The following is an 18,519-nucleotide window of genomic DNA, read 5'->3' as shown; positions in this document are numbered from 1 at the left end:
TGGTTCCCGATGGTTGACGGTGCCGCGGGGAGCGGCACGTAACGATGAGGTGGAGACACGACGGCGGCACGAGCCCAGAGGACTCGTGCCGCCGCAGTGGGGGTGGGGAGGGGCCCCGGTCGGCTAATCCTGGTTCAAGAAATCGGCAGTCTCTTCGATAGCCCGGTAGAACTCCGGAATCCAGGAGAAGTTCTGGACGAAGCCGTGGTTGGCCCCCGCATAGCGGCTGACCTTCACGTCGACCCCGGCGTCCTTCAGGCGCTGGCCGTAGAGTTCCCCCTCGTCCCGCAGGGGGTCGAACTCCGCCGTGATGACCAGGGCCTTGGGCAGGCCGGAGAGGTCCTCGCGCTTGATCGGAGAGACCAGCGGATCCGCCGGATCCGCGCCGCTGTCTATGTAGAAGGCGTTGAAGGGCTTCAGGCCGGCGGTTTCCAGCCCGTAGCCTTCGGCATTCTCGCGCAGCGATTCGTAGCGGTCGACGTCGAAGTCCAGGTCCAGCGACGGGTAGAACAGGATCTGGTGCGTGATCCGGTCGAACCCGTCGTCGTGGGCCTTGGCAGCGACGGCGGCCGCGAAGGTGCCGCCCGAACTGTCGCCCGCGATGGCGAGGTTCTGCCCGTCCCAGCGCAGGGTTTCGCCCTGCTCGGCGGCCCAGCGGACCACTCCGTAGCAGTCGTCCAGGCCGGCCGGGAAGGCGGCCTCGGGCGCCAGCCGGAAACCGACCGAGATGACCTTATAGCCGGTCTCCTTGGCCAGCGACCGTGCGACGTGGTCGTGGGTGTCCAGGCTGCCGAGGAAGAAGGCGCCGCCGTGGAAGTACACCAGCACTCCGTAGGCGTCCGCTTCGGCCGGCGTGTAGATCCGCACCGGCACGTCGCCGGACGGCGTCGCGGCCGTAGCGTCCTCCACTGCGTGCAGCGGAATCCGGTCCTCCAGCGGCGGGACCTGTGCCGCCTCGCCGGCGCGCATGGCCTGCGGGTTCAGCGGCGAGCCGTCGGGCGCCGGGAGGGTGCTGAGGATCTTGGCGATTTCGGGATGGATCGGCACTGGGCTACGCCTCCTTGGCGGCCGCGGGGCTCTGCGACGCGGGCTTCTGGCCGGGGAAGACGTCGTTGACCTCGTCCTCGGTCCAGCCCTGGCGTGAGATGCGCTGCAGTTCGTCCGTCACCGGTTTGCGGGTTGCCTGGAAGAGGGCCAGTGCCTCCTTGACGGAACCGGCCTCGGCGAGAGCGTCGGCGAGGGCACCCGCGTCCTCGATGGCCGAGTTCGCACCCTGGCCCTGGTGGTGCAGCATCGAGTGGGCCGCGTCGCCCATGATGACGACGGAGTCCGTGTGCCAGTTGTCGACCGGGTCGATATCCCAGACCGAGCGGATGGTGACCGCCTTCAGGTCAAGGCCGCGGGTGATCTCCACAATCCGCTCGTCGAAGCCGGCCACGGTAGCCACCATGTCGTCCGACGAGATGGCCGGGGCCCAGGCACTGTCCGGGTTCAGCGCGGTGATGTCGAAGGACAGCTGGTTGCGGTGGCGCAGCGGCAGCAGGTAGACCTTCGTGCCCTTGCCGATGTACATCCGCAGGTTGTCGTCGCTGACCATGCCCTGTGCGTCGTCCATCGAGATGACCGCGCGGTAGGCGTGCTCGCCGGAGAACACGGGTTCCTTCTCGCTGAACAGCTGCTTGCGCACGGTGGACCGGATGCCGTCGGCACCGACCACAAGGTCCGCCTCGACGGTCTTGCCGTTGGCGAAGGTCAGGACCGAGCGGTCGCCCTTGTCCTCGATCTTCTCCAGCTTGTGGTCGAGCTGGACCATGCCCTCGGGGAGCACCCCGGTCAACGCCGCGATGAAGTCTCCGCGGTGGATCAGGTAGGTCTGCTTCTCCTCGCCTGCCTCCGGCCAGGTGTCCTTCATGATCGGCTCGCCGGTGGCGGTGAGGATCTCGAAGTAGTCGCTCGGCGAGCTCACCTTCGCGATGGCGTCGAAAATCCCCCACTGGCGGAACCGGGCCATGGTGGCCGGACGCAGGCCGATGCCGGCGCCGACCTCGCCCAGCGCGGGCGCCTGCTCGTACACCGTGACGTCCGCACCCAGGAGGCTTAGGGCCTTGCCAGCTGCGGCGCCGCCGTATCCTGCGCCGACGATCGCGATCTTCAGGTTCTTGATTTCAGAAGCCTTCATTTTTCATTCTCTTTCTTGACCCAGGGCTGTGCCTGGAAAAGCTTGGATGGGTGGTTGCCCCGCCGGGGGGTTAGTTGCGGATCGACAGGAAGTCGGCGGCGTTCTCGACGAAGATCTTGTTGATCGTCTCCTCGTCGACGCCGTTGTTGCGCAGGTCCGGGATCAGCACTTCGAAGATGTAGTTCACGGTGTGGCCCTTGACGCCCGGCCAGCCCAGCGGGCTGCAGTTCGCGTCGGCCGAGGCAAGTACCTTGCCCGCGTGGCCGCCCTGGACGAAGCGGAGGAAGTGGTCCATGCGGTCCTTCCGGGGGCGGGCCCAGAACGGCGGGTCCGGGAGCTCGGTCTCGTACCCGAAGGTGTCGAAGCCCAGCCGGCCGCCCTGCTCGATGATCCAGGTGTCCGGGGTGCTTTCGGCGTTCACGCCGTCGTCCACGTGGCCGAAGAGCACGCGGTCCAGCGGGAGTCCCTCTTCATTGAAAATGTCGATGGCCGGCCGAGCATCGATGGCCAGGTGAGTCAGGATCGGCACCCCGGTGGCGACGGCGGCGCGGGCAGCGGCGCGGTAGATGCGCTTGTCCAGCTCCGTCATGCGCCCGCCGCGGCTCACGCCGACCTTGATGACGCCGGCCTTGCTGCCGGTGTCGCCGATGCCGACGGTGATCTCGTGGATGAAGTGGCGCGCCAGGTAGTCGACGGAAGCCCGGGCGAAGTGCGGCAGGGCGGTGTCGCCGCCGACGAAGCCGGTGCAGGCCACGATGTGCACCCCGGTCTTGCGGGAGAGCGACTTGTAGTAGTCGATGTCGCGGCCGTTGCAGATGCCGGTGGCGTCGACGAACGTGCCGCCGCCGTTCTCATGGAACTTCCGCAGCTTCGGCACGGTCTCCTCGTACCGTTCCTCCGGCGTCTTCCACCACTTGGTGTCCAGTTCCGAGCCCGGCATTCCGTAACCGATGTGCTCATGGATGGCAACGAGTCCGAGTTCCTCCGCTGAGATCGGTCCCAGCACTGTGTTGATTCTCGACAAGAGATTCACCTCAAAAGTTGAAAAGAATGTGTGGGCGTGCTGGTCTCAGCGCAGGGTCAGCAGGTCGCGGGGGTTGTCCACGAGGATCCGCCGCGCGTCCTCGTCGGAGAGTCCCTGCGACTTCGCGAACGGCACGAACTTCGAAACGACATAGCTGAAGGGCAGGTCGTAGTCCGGCTGGCCCTTGGCAACGCCGATCGCGTTGCTCGAGAGCAGGATGCGGTTTCCATGGCCGGCCTTGACCAGGTCCAGTACCAGTGAGGCACGCTCCCGGTCGGTGAGGTAAGCGTCGTCGTCGTCCAGTCCCACATGGTCCAGCGCCACGAAGGCGCCCCGCTGCGCGACCTCAAGCGGTGCGCCGGCGGCCGCGGCGTCCCTGCGGTCCAGTCCGCCGACGATGATCCGGTCGGCAGGCAACTGCTCGTCCAGAACCACGCCGAGGTCTCCCAGCGCGTCCTTGCCGTAGCGGATGGAGACCGGGACACCCGTGTTCAGTGCGGTCCGGGCAGCCCCGCGGAAGAGGCTCTCGTCCGTGGCGGTCATGCCCTCAGCGGTGGCGGTGCTGGCCACGAGGCCGGCAGCGCCGCGGCGCTCGACGCGGGGGACCACCATGCCCTCGGCGATCTCCTTGGTGAAGAGGTCGGCGAACTTTTCGGCCGGCCACGGCGTCGGCGGGTTGGTCTGGGGCGTCAGGAAGTAGCCGCCGAGCATCTCCTCGGGGCCCATGCCGGTGGAAGCGACGATGTGCACTCCGGTCGAGCGCGAGAGCGCCTCGTACAGGTTCACGTCGCGGCCGTGGAACATACCGGTGCTGTCCACGATGGTCCCGCCGCCATGTGCGCGGAAGTCGCGCAGCTTGCCGGCCAGGATCTCGAAAATTTCCGCACGATCCATGGTGACGTCGTACGCATGCTCCGCGCCTGGGACCACCGAGAGCAGAGCCTCGTGGACCGCGACCACACCCAGTTCATCGGCGGAGACGGGGCCTAGGACCGTATTGACGGTGGGAGTGGAAGTTGTTGTATCCGTCATTGGCACAACCTTTCGTCAGCGTGGCGTTCACGACGCCACGCACTGGAAGGATCATGCACCGCGACCTCTGGATTGATTCCTCGCCGAACTCGGTGCAGGCAGTGGTAATCGAAGGAGGCAAAGACAAAGGAGTTTGTCCATGAGCCGCAGCCCACTGCCCTATGTGACCCTGATTACCTGTCCACTAGGTTTACACGGTGTTGTGTGAAAGTCAAGGGTGGTTCCAAAGCGCTCCTCGGTACGGAAGTGGCCTCGGGAAGGGGCCGGTGTTCAGCGGCTGGTGGTGAATCGGTACTTGAAATCTTCGGCCCGGTGAACCGCGGATCGCCACCCGGCGGGCCGGCCCCCGGTCGTGAAGAAGATAGTCTCGATGACTAGCAACGGGCTCCCCTCGCCTACGCCGAACGTCGCCGCGCGGTCAGCGGATGCCGCCGTCGCCCAGGCTTCGTGCTCGGCGCGGTCGAGCGTGATGCCGAACCGCCTCTCCAGCAGTTTGAAGGCCGAGCCCTCGTCTTCCAGTTCCTCGGCCGTGGGGGTGAAGTCCTCGGGTGCGCGCATATACACGCTGGCCTCGAGCAGCGGTGCGTCCTCGACCGAGATCAAGCGGGTGAAATGCAGGAGCCGCTCCCCCTCCTCGAGCCCCAGGCGGTCCCCGATCGCGGCGGGCGGTTCCACCCGTTCGATGCCTGAAACCCTCGATGCCGGATGCAGTCCGCTGTCGGAGAGGTATTCGTGCAACGCACCCGGCTGCACGTCCGCCGGCCGCCGCACTCGGATGCCTGTGACCGGGAACGTCCCCTTGCCTTGTTTCCTGTAGACGTACCCTTCACTGGCGAGTTCCTGCAGCGCCTGCCGGATAGGCGCACGGCTGACCTCGAAACGGTCGAGCAGCTGTACCTCGGTCATCGGTTTCCGGGGATCCGCAGTCCCGTCGGCGACTTCCCTGCGCAGAATCTCTTTGATCTGGCGATACAGAGGTACGCCCGACGAGGGGTCGAGCTCGCCATATGCCATGAGTCTTCTGTCCTCCACGTCGGTCCACCGGGTTCTGCTCTGCAGGCAGTTAACCATGGAACCGGGCGGGCGCAGGTGCCGCCAACCGACGCCGACAGCCCGTCGCCAGGGAAAAGCAGTGGAGAATCGCGCCCCGGGACAGCAAAAAACCGGCTACCCCTCGGGATAGCCGGTTTTTCATCGCACTTCGGGACCAATACAGCTTCCCTTGGTGCGCGAGGGGGGATTTGAACCCCCACGCCCTTTCGGACACTGGCACCTGAAGCCAGCGCGTCTGCCGTTCCGCCACTCGCGCAAATTTCTTACCGAAGAGTTTCCGTAAGAACAGCGAGATCAATACTAGGCGAAACCGGCCGGATTTCCCAAATCGGCTCGCTGGGCCGAGGATTTCCCTCTGCAGAGGCCGGGCGGCGCAGGCGGACGCGGCGCAGTCCCGAGGCGCGAGAGCGGTCAAACCCGCAGGCCAGAACCCGTGTGCATCGACCCGCAGGCCGCCACCACCGGCCGACCCGCGGTGCCGCAGGCCCGGCCCTCCTGCCCCGCCCCGCCTCCTGTAAGGCTTGGAGTCATTACGTGACCTTCCCCATAGCGGGGCACTTTTTTCGGTCCGCGGCTCGTTGCCGGTTAAGGCCATTTGGATGAGTCGCAAGTAGTATCGGTTTTGGTGCACGTCTCAGCGGCGTGCCCCGCGGCCCATGCCGTGCCGTATCGACGACGGAGAGGAGGCAACCCTAGTGGGCTTACTGGACAACGTGGAACGTGGCATCGAAAAGATGGTCCGCGGCGCCTTCTCCGTGGGTGGCAAGAACCAGGTCCAGCCGGTGGAAATTGCCAGCCGGCTGCGCCGGGAACTGGACAACCACTCGATCACGCTGGCCCAGGGACGCACCCTCGCTCCCAATGTCTTCGACATCCGGCTCAGCGGATCCGACTATTCGATCGCGCAGCAGTGGGGCGCCACCTTGGCGGAAGAACTCTGCGACGTGGTCATCAATCACGTCAATAGCCAGAAGTACACGCTGCAGGGGCCGGTACGCGTCTCGTTCAACGAAGATGAAAGCCTCAAGCCCGGGGACTTCGAGATCGACTCGTCCGTGGAGAAGTCAGGCTCGGCTCCGCAGCAACAGCAACGTCCGGCAGGCCCGCCGGCACCAGCGCGCCAGCCGACCCGGCTCCAGCCGGTACTGGAAATCAACGGCCAGCGCTATTCCCTCAACGCCCCTTCGGTTGTGCTGGGACGGTCCTCGGAGGCAGACATCCTGATTGACGACACCGGCGTCTCCCGCCGCCACCTGGAAATCCGCACCTCAGGCGGCTCCGCCGTCGCCGTTGACCTTGGCTCCACGAACGGCAGCTTCGTCAACGGCCAGCGCATAGGACAGCCCGAGGAACTCTCCGACGGAACAGTTATCACCATGGGCCGCACCCGGATCACCTTCCGGTTGCTGCCGGCGGGGAGCGGCGGACACTGATGCTCAGCGACCTTGCCGTCACCGCCCTGCGTTTTGGATTCCTGATCCTGCTGTGGATCCTGATCATCAGCATCGTTTCAGCGCTTCGCCGCGACCTGATGATCGGCCAAAAGGTCAAGACCGGACAACCCAGCGCGCGTGAGGTGCGCAAGAATCCCGAGCTCGCCACCCAGCAACCGAGCCCGCCGAAGGTCCAGGCCCATCGGCTGTCCGTGATCGAGGGGCCGCTGGCCGGCAGCGAATTGCCGCTGTCCGCCAGCCCGATCCTGTTGGGCCGCGCCCAAGAAGCCACGCTGGTCCTCGAGGACGACTATGCCTCCGGCCGGCACGCGCGGCTGTTCCCGCAAGGCAGCCGCTGGTTCATCGAAGATCTTGGTTCCACCAACGGAACCTTCCTGGGGGATACACAGCTCACTCGTGCACTGCCTGTGGAACCCGGTGTGCCCATCCGGATCGGCAAGACGGTCATTGAATTGAGGCCATAGCCATGGCACTGATTCTGCGCTATGCGGCGCGGTCGGATGTCGGCAAGTCCCGCTCCAAGAACGATGATTCGGCCTACGCCGGCCACCATCTTGCCGTTGTCGCCGACGGCATGGGCGGCCACGCCGGCGGCGACGTCGCCTCAGCCTCCACGGTCCTCGACCTGATCCATCTTGACCGCACCGGCCATGAGGACCCTGCAAATGTACTGGCGGACGAGATCCAGACCGCCAATTCGATCCTTTCCGAACTTGTGCGCACCAGCCCCAAGCTCGCCGGCATGGGCACCACCGTCACCGCCCTGTTGCTGCACGATGACAGGCTCGAGTTCGCCCACATCGGCGACTCCCGTGCCTACCGACTCAAGAACAACGTGTTCGAACAGGTCAGCGTGGACCACACGTTCGTCCAACGGCTGATCGACGAAGGCCGGCTTCGGCCGGAGGAAGCCGACGTGCATCCCCACCGCAACGTCCTGATGCGCGTCCTCGGCGACGTCGACGCCAGCCCTGAACTGGACCTGGCGTCCCATCCGGCCGAGCCGGGCGAACGGTGGCTCCTTTCCTCCGACGGCCTGGACACGGTGGTCCCGGACCATGTCATCGAAGACGCGATGCGCTACTCGGACTCCCTGCAGGATGCCGTCGACCGCCTGGTGCAGCTCACCCTCGATGGGGGCGCGCCGGACAACGTCACCGTCGTCATGATCGAGGTAGCCGAAGCCACCAAGGAAGAACTCGCCCAGGCGGAAGCCCTGGCTGCCGCCGCCAATCCTACGGAAGCGGTCCGCGGCACAGCGGCCACCCCTCCGCCTACAACTAAGACCCCCGAGGGCAATAACGACGACGGGGACACCCTCGACGCGGCCGCCGAGGAGGCCGACGGCTCCACCGAAGGCGCGGTCGAGGCGGTGCGTGCGGACCTGATCCGCCTCGAGCTGGCCACCAAACCGCATGTGCTGGTGGGTGCGGCAGCGTTGGCGACCCACACCGGCCAGATCCCGATCGTCACCAAGCACTCGACCGAGCGCCGGGCCGCCGCCCTGCTGACCCATAAAGCGGCTCCTAGCCAGCCGGCGGAGGGTGACGAGGCAGAAGAGACCACTCCGCTGCGCCGCGGCTGGATCGTCCCCACCTTCCTGGCCGTCATGTCCCTGCTGGTGGTAGCCGTCCTGTGGTTCGGCTACCTCTGGACCCAGACCCAGTACTACGTCACCCAGTTCGAAGGCCGCGTCGCGATCTTCAACGGGGTCTCCCAAGACCTCGGGCCGATCCATCTTTCACGCCTTGACACTGCCTACAACATCTCCCTGCAAAGCCTGCCGCTCTACCAGCAGCAGCGCCTTGATTCCGGCATCGCGGCCCGGGACCTGGAGCACGCCGAAACCATCGTGGAGGAACTGCGTATTACCAGCAGACGCAACTGCCCCGAACCCATCCCGGCCGCCACCGCGTCTCCGAGCGCCTCCGCGTCCGGCAAGGCGAGCCCGAAACCGAGCCCTTCCATTCCGCCCGAGTGCATAGGTGGAACCAATGAGTGAACTGCAGACCGCCCCTAAGTCCCGCCGCAATACGGAGCTTCTGCTCCTCCTGCTTGCCCTCGTTGTAGGCGTGGGTGCGAACATGCTGGTGGGCCTCGACCAGGACCGCGCCTTCGACCAGGATTTCTTCGCGCAGTGCATCACTCTGTCCGCGGTGGCGCTGGCCGTGCATATCGTGCTGCGGCTCAGGGCAAAGTATGCCGATCCGGTAATACTTCCGATCGTGATCGCCCTCAACGGCATCGGACTGGCCATGATCCACCGGTTGGACATCGCCACCGGCGATGCCGCCGCCGCACGCCAGCTGATGTGGACCGGGCTCGCAATCGCCGCCATGATCGCCCTCATTTGGCTCCTGCGGGACCATCGCATATTGCGTCGGTTCACGTATATCTCGCTGATAATCAGCGCCGTTTTGCTCATGCTACCGCTGCTTCCCGGCGTCGGCGTGGAGCTTAACGGCGCCCGGATCTGGGTCAACCTAGGGTTCGCGACGTTCCAGCCGGGTGAGATCGCAAAGATCACCTTGGCTATATTCTTCGCGGGGTATCTATCCACCAACCGGGATCTGATCCTGCTGGCGGGCAAGAAGGTGGGCCCGTTGCAGCTGCCCCGCTGGCGCGACCTCGGCCCGATGGTCGTCGCCTGGCTCGTCAGCATCGGCGTGCTGATCTTCCAGCGGGACCTCGGCTCCTCGATCCTGTTCTTCGGCCTCTTCATGGTCATGATTTACGTGGCCACCAGCCGCATCAGCTGGATCCTCATCGGCCTGCTGATGATCGCCTTCGGCGGCTTCGTGGCGTTCAAGCTCTTCCCGCATGTCACGGCCCGCATCGACGGCTGGATCAATGCCTTCGATCCCGAGGTCTACAACCGGATCGGCGGCAGCCACCAGATCGTCCAAGGCCTCTTCGGGCTGGCCAGCGGAGGGCTCACCGGTACGGGCCTCGGCCAGGGCCGGCCGGACATCGTCACATTCGCGAACAGCGATATGATCATTGCCGCGCTTGGGGAGGAGCTGGGGCTGGTCGGCCTGTCGGCCATCGTGCTGCTCTACGTCCTGCTGGTGACACGCGGCATCCGTGCCGCCCTGGGGACCAGGGATTCGTTCGGCAAACTGCTGGCGACGGGCCTGTCCTTCACGCTGGCTCTGCAGTGCTTCGTGGTGATCGGCGGCGTGACGCGCCTGATCCCGCTGACCGGCCTCACCACTCCGTTCCTGGCGGCCGGCGGCTCCTCGCTGCTCGCCAACTGGCTGATCATCGGACTGCTGCTCTTGATCTCCGACGCCGCCCGCAGGCCGGCCATTCCCGGGCACTCCGGCGCCGGGCAGCCACCGCGGCCAGTTTCCGGGGTGCAAGGGCGCAGCTCGACAAGCCGCACCCGCACTGATGGAAACCGAACACACAACACCAGGGAGGTGAAGCAACCATGAACCAGGCCATCCGCAACACCTGGATTATTGCCATCGCCATGTTCGCCCTGCTGTTCGGTTCGCTCACCGTCGTGCAGTTCTTCGAGGCGGACGATCTGAATGCCAACGACTGGAACAGCCGCACTCTGTACAAGGACTTCGACAAGAACCGCGGGGCCATCTTGGTGGCCGGCAACCCGATCGCGGAATCGGTGCCGTCGTCCGATGATGAGTTCGAGTTCCAGCGCGTCTACAACGACCCGGAGCTCTACGGGCCCCTCACCGGCTTCTACTCGCTCGTCTACGGTGCCACCCAGATGGAATCGGCGATGAACGGAGAGCTGTCCGGCAGCAGCAACGATTTCTTCTACGACCGCATCCTGCAGCTCTTCTCGGGTTCGCAGGTCGCCGGCGCCTCGGTTGAGCTCACCATCGACCCGGAGCTGCAGAAGCTCGCTTATGACAGCATTCCCGACGGGGTGAAGGGCTCGATCGTCGTGATGGAGCCGAAGACCGGCAATATCCTGGCGATGGTGTCGAAGCCCAGCTTCGATCCGAACCAGCTGGCGGGCCACAATACGGACGAGGTCGCCGCCAACATGGCAGAGCTCGAGGAAGTCCCCGGGCTGTCCCCGTTCACCAACCCGGCAACCGAGAGCCTGCTGGCCCCGGGATCGGTCTTCAAGCTGGTCGACACGGCCGCCGCGCTCGAATCCGGCAAGTATGACGAGAACAGCAAGCTGGACAATCCCGCCGAACTGCCGCTGCCGGGCACCAACGTCAGCCTGCCCAACTTCGTCAACGGCGGCTGCAGTGCGCGGACCACCGCTGACTTCTCGTTCGCGCTGGAGCAGTCCTGCAACACGCCGTTCGCGCAGATAGCCATGGATTTGGGCGAGGATGCAATCGCCGACCAGGCCGCGAAGTTCGGCTTCGGGGAGTCCTACAATATTCCGGTCAATGTCACGGCCAGTCAGTTCCCGACTGGCATGAGCGACGACCTGCTGGCCCAGGCCGCCATCGGCCAGTACGACGTCCGCGTGACGCCGCTGCAGGTCGCCATGATGACCAGCGCGATCGCCAACGATGGCATGCTGATGAAGCCCAACCTCGTCCGTACCGTCAGGGCGCCGGACCTGCGCGTCCTCGACAGTCCGAAGCCCGAGGAGCTGCAGCGCTCCCTGTCGGCCGAGAACGCCCAGCTGATCCAGCAGTGGATGGTCAACGCCGTCGACCGCGGCATCGCGAACCGCGCCGCCATCCCGGGCGTGGAGGTCGCAGGCAAGACCGGAACGGCCGAGCTGCTGGCCGGCAGCGAAGGCAACAACTCCTGGTTCACCGGGTTCGCGCCGGCGGATGACCCGGAGGCCGTGGTGAGCGTCGTCATCGAAGACGTCGATCTGGCCACCGGGTCCCAACTGACAAGTCCAAGCGCTCGGCAACTCCTAGAGGCGGTGTTGAATAAGTGAGGCCTACATCAGGTATCACGTTAGGCGGCAGATACCAGCTCACTGAACGTATCGCTATCGGCGGTATGGGTGAGGTCTGGAAGGCACAGGACCAGGTCCTGGGACGCCTTGTCGCCATCAAGATCCTCAAGGAGGAATACACGGGGGACCCTGGATTCCTGAACCGCTTCCGCGCCGAGGCCCGGCACACGGCACTGCTGAACCATGTAGGCATCGCCAACGTCTTCGACTACGGCGAAGAGGAGGGCTCGGCCTACCTGGTCATGGAGCTGGTGCAGGGTCCGCCGCTGTCCACGATCATCGAGCGCGAAAAGGTGCTCTCGCCGGACCGGACGCTCTCCATCATTTCGCAGACCGCCCGTGCCCTCGCCGTCGCGCACGCGCAGGGCCTTGTACACCGAGACGTCAAGCCCGGCAACCTGCTGATCACCCCGGACCGCCGGGTGAAGGTCACTGACTTCGGCATCGCCCGCCTCGCGGACCAGGTGCCGCTGACCGCCACGGGCCAGGTGATGGGCACCGCGCAGTACCTGGCGCCGGAGCAGGCCACCGGCCAGACGGCCACCGGCCAGAGCGACATCTACTCGCTCGGCGTCATCGGCTACGAGTGCCTCGCCGGGGCACGCCCGTTCTCCGGAGAGTCGCAGATTGCCATCGCGCTGGCGCAGGTCAATGACACGCCGCCGCCGCTGCCCGAGAGCCTGCCGCGGCCGGTGCGCGCCCTGCTGATGTCCATGCTGGCCAAGGATCCGGCGGACCGCCCGGCCAACGCCGAGAAGCTGGCCGAGGCCGCCGACGCCATCCGCGCGGGCAACATCCGCGCCGCCGAAGCGGCGGTGCCCGGCATGCTGCTCTTCGACGGTCCCGATTCCGCCACCAGCGCGATGACCGCTCCGGTGCCCACCGCCGGCACCTCGCCCACCCGCGTCGTCGACTCCGGCACGTCGCAGTTCCCCGCCGTCGGTGCGGGAGCAGCAGCCGGCGCTGCCGCAGGCGCTGCGGGGGCGGCAGGAGCGGCCCGGGCCGCGGAACGCCCGTTGGGCGCGGAGCGCGCCTGGCGTGAGTCGGACCTCGACGACGACAGTGAACAAGCCCCGCCGGAGGCCTCCAAGCCCAAGCGCCGAAGCCCCTGGACGTGGCCATTCGTGGCACTCATCCTGCTGGTGCTCTTCGCGCTGCTCGGAGCCTGGCTGGTGCCCATGCTGACCGCCGACGGCGAATCGACCGAGTCCGCCCCCGCGACACGAACCACTACAGCGACCCGCTCGGCCTCGCCGACCACCACGAGCGCCGAGCCGACGCAGGAAACGCAGGAAACGCAGACGCCCACCCAGCCCCAGACGCCCGAAACCATCCAGCTGGTGGCGGCGGCCTACCAGGGCCGCCCGTTCGACGAAGTACGGAGCGAGCTGTCCGGAATGGGCTTCGCCGTGCGCGGGCAGCCGGTGGAGAACTCGGCGGCCGAGGGCACGGTGCTGGACATCGATCCCGCCGGGGCCGTCGAGCCCGGCGCCACGATCACCGTCACATACTCCCAGGGCCCGGGGACCATCAGCGTTCCCGGCGGCCTGGCCGGACAGGATGAGCAGCAGGTCCGCGAGGCGCTGATCGGACTCGGGCTGGTCCCGCAGAAGGCCGGCGAAGAGGCCAGCGACCAGCCGGCCGGTACGGTCCTGAGCGTGGACCCGGCCGAAGGCTCCGAGGTCTCCGAGGGGGCCACGGTCAGCTACGTCGTTTCAAGCGGCCCGTCCGAAGAACCCACTCCGACGGAGACGCCCTCGGAATCGACAACCCAGCCCACGCCGGAAGACTAGCGGCTAACGGCTCGCGCTGATCGGAACATGGAAGGTAAGTATTCGGTGGAAACGCCACAGATCCTCAACGGACGTTACGAAGTAGGTGAACTCATCGGCCGCGGTGGCATGGCCGATGTGCACCTCGGCCGTGACATCCGCCTTGGGCGTACCGTGGCGATCAAGGAACTCCGCGCCGACCTGGCCCGCGACCCGGTCTTCCAGTCGCGCTTCCGCCGGGAGGCCCAGGCCGTCGCCGGGCTGAACCATCCGGCGATCGTCGCCGTCTACGACACGGGCGAGCAGGAACTGCCCGGCGCCGCGGCCCACGACGTCAAGGCCCCCTTCATCGTCATGGAGTACGTCAGGGGCCGCACCCTGAGGGACCTGATCAAGTCCGGCGAACTGGGCATTGACCAGGCCATCGATTACGCCCTCGGGGTCCTGTCCGCCCTGCAGTACAGCCACCGCTCCGGCATCGTCCACCGCGACATCAAGCCCGCCAACGTCATGGTGACGCCGGACGGGAACGTCAAGGTCATGGACTTCGGCATCGCCCGGGCGCTGGCGGATTCGGCCGCGACCATGACGCAAACCCAGGCGGTCCTGGGCACGGCGCAGTACCTGTCGCCTGAGCAGGCCCGCGGAGAGACCGTGGACGCCCGGAGCGACCTGTATTCCGCCTCCTGCCTGCTTTACGAAATGCTGGCCGGCCGGCCGCCTTTCGTCGGCGAGAGCCCCGTCTCCGTCGCCTACCAGCATGTCCGGGAGCATCCGGACCCGCCGAGCCGGTACAACCCTAAAGTCAGTGCAGCCCTGGATTCGGTGCTGGCCCGCGGCCTGCAGAAGGACAAGGCGGACCGGTTCCAGGACGCCGCGTCGTTCAGGGCGGCCCTCGAAGGCGCCAAGGCGGGCGTCGCCGTCGTCAGCACCGCGGATACGCGGACCGAAGCGATGCCGGCGCAGCCCGCACCCACGGCCGCCCTGAGCGCGGCCCCCTATCCCGTCCCCGTCCCCCAGGCGGGCGGGATGGCGCCGTACACGCCGGAGGCTGCAGTCTCGCCGGAGGAAGCGTACGACGACGAGGGCTTCGCCGGCACGGACACGGCCGAGCAGCACACGGCCGCCCTGTCCCTCGGGATGCGGCCGGATAATGACGCGGAAGAAGCCTCCAGCCGTCGTTCACGCCGGCGGGCCTGGATCACCACGCTGCTCATCGCGATGCTGCTGCTGCTGGCCGCCGGCGCGTTCTTCCTGGTCAACTTCCTGCAGAACGCCGAGCCGGATGCCGTCGCGGTACCGTCCATCGCGGGCATGGAGGAGACGGACGCGGCCAACGCCATCACCAGGGCGGGCCTCCGACCCATCGTCGAGGAGCAATTCAGCGAAGACGTCGCGGTCGGCGAAGTGATCGACTCGGATCCCGCTGCCGGCGCGATGGCGCTGCCGGACAGCGAAGTGCGCGTTTTGGTCTCGCAGGGCAAAGAGTTCGCCGAAATTCCGGAAAACCTCAGCGGGCGTACGGAGGGCGAGGTTCGCGACATGCTGCGCCAGATCGGCGTGACACCGGGGGAGAACATTTCGGCCAACAGCGCCACCGTGCCGCGCGGCAACGTCGTGGGCACGGATCCCAGGGCGGGCGAGAAGGTCAAGACCGGCTCCACCGTGGACCTGGTGATCTCCACCGGCATGGTCACCGTGCCCGAGCTGGTGGGCACGACGGAGGACGAGGCCATCAGCCTCCTGAGGGACGATCCGGCCGTGGCGCTCCCGTACCACGTGGTCCGGGTCGAGAACGAGGTGGTGGCCCCCGGCACCGTTGTCGCGCAGAGCCACGCCGCGGGCGGTGACGTGGACCAGGGCACCGAGATCACGATCAGCGTCGCGATCGAGCCGGAGAAGGAAACGTCAAAGCCGACGCAGACGCCGAAGCCCAAGGAAACCAACGACAAGTCCAGCAACTCTGACAGCGGCGACGACACGAAGGACGAAGGGGACAGCGGAGACTAACCGATCCGCTGGCGCCCCGCAGCGGCGGGCCGCGACCACTTGTAGCCACCCGTTACCCCGGCAGCTGCTCCCGGCGGCCGTTATCTGCCGCCGGGCCGGTCAGGGGCTACTTCGTGATGAGCGGGCTCAGCTCGGCGGCCCTGGCCGCGGCGCCCTCCATGCCGAGGGACTCGAGCCAGTTGCCCAGCATCAGGTAGCCGGACTCGGTCAGCACGGACTCCGGGTGGAACTGCACTCCCCACAGCGGCGCCGAACGGTGCGCCAGGCCCATCACCACGCCGCCCTCGGTCTCCGCGGTGATCTCCAGCTCCGCGGGGATGGTTTCGCGCACCGCGGCCAGCGAGTGGTAGCGCGTGGCGGTGAACGGGCTTGGCACGCCGGCGAAGACGTTCTGCCCGCGGTGCAGCACCTGCGAGGTCTTGCCGTGCATCAGCTCGGGCGCGTGCGTGACGGTGCCGCCATAGGCCTCCGCCAGCGCCTGGTGGCCCAGGCAGACTCCGAGCATCGGCTTGTCCCGGTCGCCGCACCACTTGATCAGGTCGATGCACACGCCGGCCTCGGCGGGGTTGCCCGGGCCGGGGGAGATGAGGACGCCGTCGCGGGAAGTGGCCAGTTCGGCGGCTTCCTCGAGGGTCACGTCGTCATTGCGGACAACGGTGGTCTCGGCACCGAGTTGCTGCAGGTAGCCCACCAGGGTGTAGACAAAGCTGTCGTAGTTGTCGACAACTAGAATGCGCGGGGTCGTGGTCATGGTTATTCAGTAATGCCAATCGTCGAGTCGGTCAAGGGATTGAACTGCGAGAGCCAGGGGAACGCGTACTCCATCAGCAGTACTACGGCGGCGGCCACCAGCAGCAAGGACAGGATGATCCGCACCCACAGCGGTCCGGGCAGATGCCGGAAGATCCAGGCGTACATGGATCAGCCTCCCTTTCCATAGAACTCGGCAACGCGCTCCGCTATTTCCTTCGGCGGCCCCTGGGAAGCCGGCTGCCAATTGTCCATGACGGCGTAGGCGATGATCCGCTCTTCGGCGCCGAACCGCGGGTTGCAGCTGGTCATCGTCAGGAACCGCTCGGTCGGCTTGGCGTCGGGTAGCGTGGGCACCGGCGCGATCACATCCACTTGGTCCGGCATCACAATCTGGTTGTTGCGGAACACGTAGGTGTAGAAGCCATCCTTGGTCTGGATGTAGATCTTGTCGCCTGGCACCAGGGTGTGGATAAGGTCCAGCACCTGCCCATGGGTCTGCCGGTGGCCGGCGACGGCGAAGTTCCCGACTTCTCCGGGCATCTGCGTCCCGGGGTAGTGCCCCAGGCCCAGCGTGTCGAGCACGTCGAGCCCGACCCCGCCGGTCAGCGGCCGCGCGTGATTCTCGCCGAACCGCGGAATGTAGATGACGCCGAAAGTCTCGCCCTCCGCCGGTTCGTCCAGCACCGGCGGGGCGGCCGGCTCAGGCGAGTCCCCGCCATCGCTGTTTTGCGGCACCGGCACGGCGGGTGCCTGCTGGAACTCCTCGAACAGGCTGCTGAGCGCCTCGTCCTGCTTCTGGTTCGACTCGATGTTGGTCCACCATAGCTCCCAGGCCACGAACAGCAGCAGCACGAGCCCGGCCGTAATCATCAGCTCGCCGAACACCTGAACGATGACCCGGAACGGACTGCGCCGCCGTCGTTCGTTTCCCTTGGCTTTGCCGTGGGCAGCCCGGCGTGTCGGCGCAGCTGCATCCTTCACGTCCGTCATGGTCCTCCACGCATCACCCGTCTGCCGCGGCCGCAGGCATACGCCCGTGGGCTGGCGCCGGCCGCCGGCAGTATTAGCTAGACTGAAACCGCAAGAAGGTGCTGGTTTTCCAAAGTCTCACTATGCAGAATACCTTGTACGGCCAGCCGGAATTTCCCGTTTTTCCCATAACGACGGCGGCCCGCCCGGCTTGGTGCCGGACCGCAAGGAGGATCAGTGCCAGAGTCGAAGCCCCGTAAGCGGACCGAGCGCAGGCCCGAGGCGGCGGCGGCACCGCAGTACAAGCCGAACCCCGTCTGGTTCAAGCCGGTGATGTTCGGCCTCATGGTGATCGGCCTGTTCTGGATCATCGTGTTCTACATCACCGAGGCCCAGTGGCCGATCGCGGCGGCCGGGTCCTGGAACATCCTCATCGGGTTCGGGATCGCGATCGTGGGCTTCATGATGACTACGCGCTGGCGTTCCTAAGACGGCAGCGGCCGTGGCGCTGACCGGGAACAAGATCTTCGTCGACGGCGTCCGGGTGCTCAGCCCCGACAGCCTCGACGAGGCGTTCGAGGCGCGCCGCCGGCTCACCGGCACCAGCTGGATCGGCCTGCACAAGCCTGATCCAGCTGAACTCGAGGCCGTGGCCAGGGAATTCAGCCTTCCCGCGCTCTTCGTCGACGACGCCCGCCTGGGCCATCCCCGGGCAAAGCTGGGACATTTCGAGTCCACGCTGCTGGCGGTCCTGCGCCCGGCCCGCTATGTGGAGGACGGGAACCGCGTCAGGTTCAGCGAACTCCACGTCTTTTTGGGGCCGGACTTCATCATCACCGTCCAACAGGACAACTTTCCCGACCTCGACCAGGTATTCCAGGCGCTGGAAGCGAATCCGCACCTGCTGCGGCAGGGACCGCTGGCGGCCTTCACCGGCATCCTCGACCGTGTGACGACCGATTACGAGCCGGTTCTCGCCGGGATGCATGACCAGCTGGACGGGCCGGAGTCCAACCCGGTGGTGCGACACCGGCTGCGGCATGTCCAGGACCTGGCCGTACGCCAGAAGCAGCAGGCCCAGGCCTTCCGGTCCCTGCTGCAGAATGCGCTGAGCCTCAGTGCCACGCTGGCCGCCGAGCGGATGACCGAGACCTCGGTACGGCAGAACGAACAGGTCAAGCGGATCTCGGCCTGGGCCGCCATTCTCTTCGCACCGACGCTGGTCGGGACCGTCTACGGCATGAACTTCCGCTTCATGCCTGAGCTCCACTGGCTCTGGGGGTACCCGCTGGCACTGCTGCTCATGCTCGCCATGAGCCTGGGGCTGTACGTCGCGTTCAGACGCAACAGGTGGCTTTAAAGGCCGG

Annotated in this window: 17 protein-coding genes and 1 tRNA gene; 9 read left to right on the top strand and 9 right to left on the bottom strand. The window is 66.4% G+C overall.

Annotated elements, in window-relative coordinates:
• Positions 1-123: 123 nt before the first annotated feature.
• From OC550_RS17200 to OC550_RS17175, 6 genes are all read right to left on the bottom strand, one after another.
• Complete coding sequence (locus OC550_RS17200; protein ID WP_262107131.1) at positions 124-1,047, bottom strand: alpha/beta hydrolase; 924 nt, start codon at positions 1,045-1,047, stop codon at positions 124-126.
• A gap of 4 nt (positions 1,048-1,051) precedes the next feature.
• On the bottom strand, positions 1,052-2,179 hold the full coding sequence (locus tag OC550_RS17195; protein ID WP_262107130.1) for an NAD(P)/FAD-dependent oxidoreductase: 1,128 nt from the start codon (positions 2,177-2,179) through the stop codon (positions 1,052-1,054).
• A gap of 70 nt (positions 2,180-2,249) precedes the next feature.
• Positions 2,250-3,212, bottom strand: a complete 963-nt coding sequence (locus OC550_RS17190; RefSeq protein WP_262107129.1) for a phosphotriesterase — start codon at positions 3,210-3,212, stop codon at positions 2,250-2,252.
• Between the two features lie 36 nt (positions 3,213-3,248).
• On the bottom strand, positions 3,249-4,235 hold the full coding sequence (locus OC550_RS17185; protein ID WP_262107128.1) for a phosphotriesterase: 987 nt from the start codon (positions 4,233-4,235) through the stop codon (positions 3,249-3,251).
• Between the two features lie 270 nt (positions 4,236-4,505).
• Positions 4,506-5,249, bottom strand: a complete 744-nt coding sequence (locus OC550_RS17180; RefSeq protein WP_262107127.1) for a GntR family transcriptional regulator — start codon at positions 5,247-5,249, stop codon at positions 4,506-4,508.
• A gap of 209 nt (positions 5,250-5,458) precedes the next feature.
• Positions 5,459-5,544: transfer RNA gene (locus OC550_RS17175), tRNA-Leu, on the bottom strand.
• Positions 5,545-5,983: 439 nt separating this feature from the next.
• On the opposite strand from OC550_RS17175, the gene OC550_RS17170 reads away from it, so the two are divergent.
• The 7 genes from OC550_RS17170 to pknB are packed head-to-tail and all read left to right on the top strand — an operon-like array spanning position 5,984 to position 15,430.
• On the top strand, positions 5,984-6,721 hold the full coding sequence (locus OC550_RS17170) for a DUF3662 and FHA domain-containing protein (protein ID WP_262107126.1): 738 nt from the start codon (positions 5,984-5,986) through the stop codon (positions 6,719-6,721).
• On the top strand, positions 6,721-7,206 hold the full coding sequence (locus OC550_RS17165; protein ID WP_262107125.1) for an FHA domain-containing protein: 486 nt from the start codon (positions 6,721-6,723) through the stop codon (positions 7,204-7,206). The genes OC550_RS17170 and OC550_RS17165 overlap by 1 nt, the downstream gene beginning before the upstream one ends.
• Before the next feature lie 2 nt (positions 7,207-7,208).
• Positions 7,209-8,744, top strand: coding sequence for a PP2C family serine/threonine-protein phosphatase (locus OC550_RS17160; RefSeq protein WP_262107124.1), 1,536 nt, complete (start codon positions 7,209-7,211; stop codon positions 8,742-8,744).
• Positions 8,737-10,179: an FtsW/RodA/SpoVE family cell cycle protein gene (locus tag OC550_RS17155; RefSeq protein WP_262107123.1), complete on the top strand. Its 1,443-nt coding sequence runs from the start codon at positions 8,737-8,739 to the stop codon at positions 10,177-10,179. The genes OC550_RS17160 and OC550_RS17155 overlap by 8 nt, the downstream gene beginning before the upstream one ends.
• Positions 10,176-11,627, top strand: coding sequence for a penicillin-binding protein 2 (locus OC550_RS17150; protein WP_262107122.1), 1,452 nt, complete (start codon positions 10,176-10,178; stop codon positions 11,625-11,627). Before OC550_RS17155 ends, OC550_RS17150 begins: the two co-directional genes overlap by 4 nt.
• The gene (locus OC550_RS17145) at positions 11,624-13,441 is read left to right on the top strand and encodes a protein kinase (RefSeq protein ID WP_262107121.1); all 1,818 of its coding nucleotides are present in this window, start codon (positions 11,624-11,626) and stop codon (positions 13,439-13,441) included. Before OC550_RS17150 ends, OC550_RS17145 begins: the two co-directional genes overlap by 4 nt.
• 45 nt (positions 13,442-13,486) lie before the next feature.
• Positions 13,487-15,430, top strand: coding sequence for a Stk1 family PASTA domain-containing Ser/Thr kinase (gene pknB / locus OC550_RS17140; protein WP_262107120.1), 1,944 nt, complete (start codon positions 13,487-13,489; stop codon positions 15,428-15,430).
• Positions 15,431-15,536: 106 nt separating this feature from the next.
• Here pknB and OC550_RS17135 read toward each other — a convergent pair whose 3' ends face one another.
• Genes OC550_RS17135 through OC550_RS17125 form a run of 3 tightly spaced genes read right to left on the bottom strand, consistent with a single transcriptional unit; the run spans position 15,537 to position 17,173 of the window.
• The gene (locus tag OC550_RS17135) at positions 15,537-16,181 is read right to left on the bottom strand and encodes an aminodeoxychorismate/anthranilate synthase component II (RefSeq protein ID WP_262107119.1); all 645 of its coding nucleotides are present in this window, start codon (positions 16,179-16,181) and stop codon (positions 15,537-15,539) included.
• A 2-nt stretch (positions 16,182-16,183) separates the two neighbouring features.
• Positions 16,184-16,348 (bottom strand): hypothetical protein, encoded by a 165-nt coding sequence (locus OC550_RS17130; RefSeq protein WP_262107118.1) that lies wholly within the window; start codon positions 16,346-16,348, stop codon positions 16,184-16,186.
• Between the two features lie 3 nt (positions 16,349-16,351).
• Complete coding sequence (locus OC550_RS17125) at positions 16,352-17,173, bottom strand: class E sortase (RefSeq protein WP_262107117.1); 822 nt, start codon at positions 17,171-17,173, stop codon at positions 16,352-16,354.
• 216 nt (positions 17,174-17,389) lie between these two features.
• On the opposite strand from OC550_RS17125, the gene OC550_RS17120 reads away from it, so the two are divergent.
• Together OC550_RS17120 and OC550_RS17115 are read left to right on the top strand one after the other, a co-directional pair.
• Positions 17,390-17,641 (top strand): cell division protein CrgA, encoded by a 252-nt coding sequence (locus tag OC550_RS17120; protein WP_262107116.1) that lies wholly within the window; start codon positions 17,390-17,392, stop codon positions 17,639-17,641.
• A 13-nt stretch (positions 17,642-17,654) separates the two neighbouring features.
• Positions 17,655-18,512 (top strand): CorA family divalent cation transporter, encoded by an 858-nt coding sequence (locus tag OC550_RS17115; protein WP_262107115.1) that lies wholly within the window; start codon positions 17,655-17,657, stop codon positions 18,510-18,512.
• Positions 18,513-18,519 lie beyond the last annotated feature (7 nt).

This window comes from Arthrobacter sp. Marseille-P9274, from assembly GCF_946892675.1.
In the GTDB taxonomy this organism is placed as follows: Bacteria; Actinomycetota; Actinomycetes; order Actinomycetales; family Micrococcaceae; genus Crystallibacter.
Note: the sequence above shows the minus strand (reverse complement) of the source record. Positions and strands in the feature narration are given on the sequence as shown.

Excerpts from the sequence above, each read along its gene's own strand:
- OC550_RS17195 (WP_262107130.1), bottom strand. The coding sequence starts at position 2,179 with ATGAAGGCTTCTGAAATCAAGAACCTGAAGATCGCGATCGTCGGCGCA.
- OC550_RS17185 (WP_262107128.1), bottom strand. The coding sequence starts at position 4,235 with ATGACGGATACAACAACTTCCACTCCCACCGTCAATACGGTCCTAGGC.
- OC550_RS17180 (WP_262107127.1), bottom strand. The coding sequence starts at position 5,249 with ATGGCATATGGCGAGCTCGACCCCTCGTCGGGCGTACCTCTGTATCGC.
- OC550_RS17165 (WP_262107125.1), top strand. The coding sequence starts at position 6,721 with ATGCTCAGCGACCTTGCCGTCACCGCCCTGCGTTTTGGATTCCTGATC.
- OC550_RS17160 (WP_262107124.1), top strand. The coding sequence starts at position 7,209 with ATGGCACTGATTCTGCGCTATGCGGCGCGGTCGGATGTCGGCAAGTCC.
- OC550_RS17155 (WP_262107123.1), top strand. The coding sequence starts at position 8,737 with ATGAGTGAACTGCAGACCGCCCCTAAGTCCCGCCGCAATACGGAGCTT.
- OC550_RS17150 (WP_262107122.1), top strand. The coding sequence starts at position 10,176 with ATGAACCAGGCCATCCGCAACACCTGGATTATTGCCATCGCCATGTTC.
- OC550_RS17135 (WP_262107119.1), bottom strand. The coding sequence starts at position 16,181 with ATGACCACGACCCCGCGCATTCTAGTTGTCGACAACTACGACAGCTTT.
- OC550_RS17130 (WP_262107118.1), bottom strand. The coding sequence starts at position 16,348 with ATGTACGCCTGGATCTTCCGGCATCTGCCCGGACCGCTGTGGGTGCGG.
- OC550_RS17125 (WP_262107117.1), bottom strand. The coding sequence starts at position 17,173 with ATGACGGACGTGAAGGATGCAGCTGCGCCGACACGCCGGGCTGCCCAC.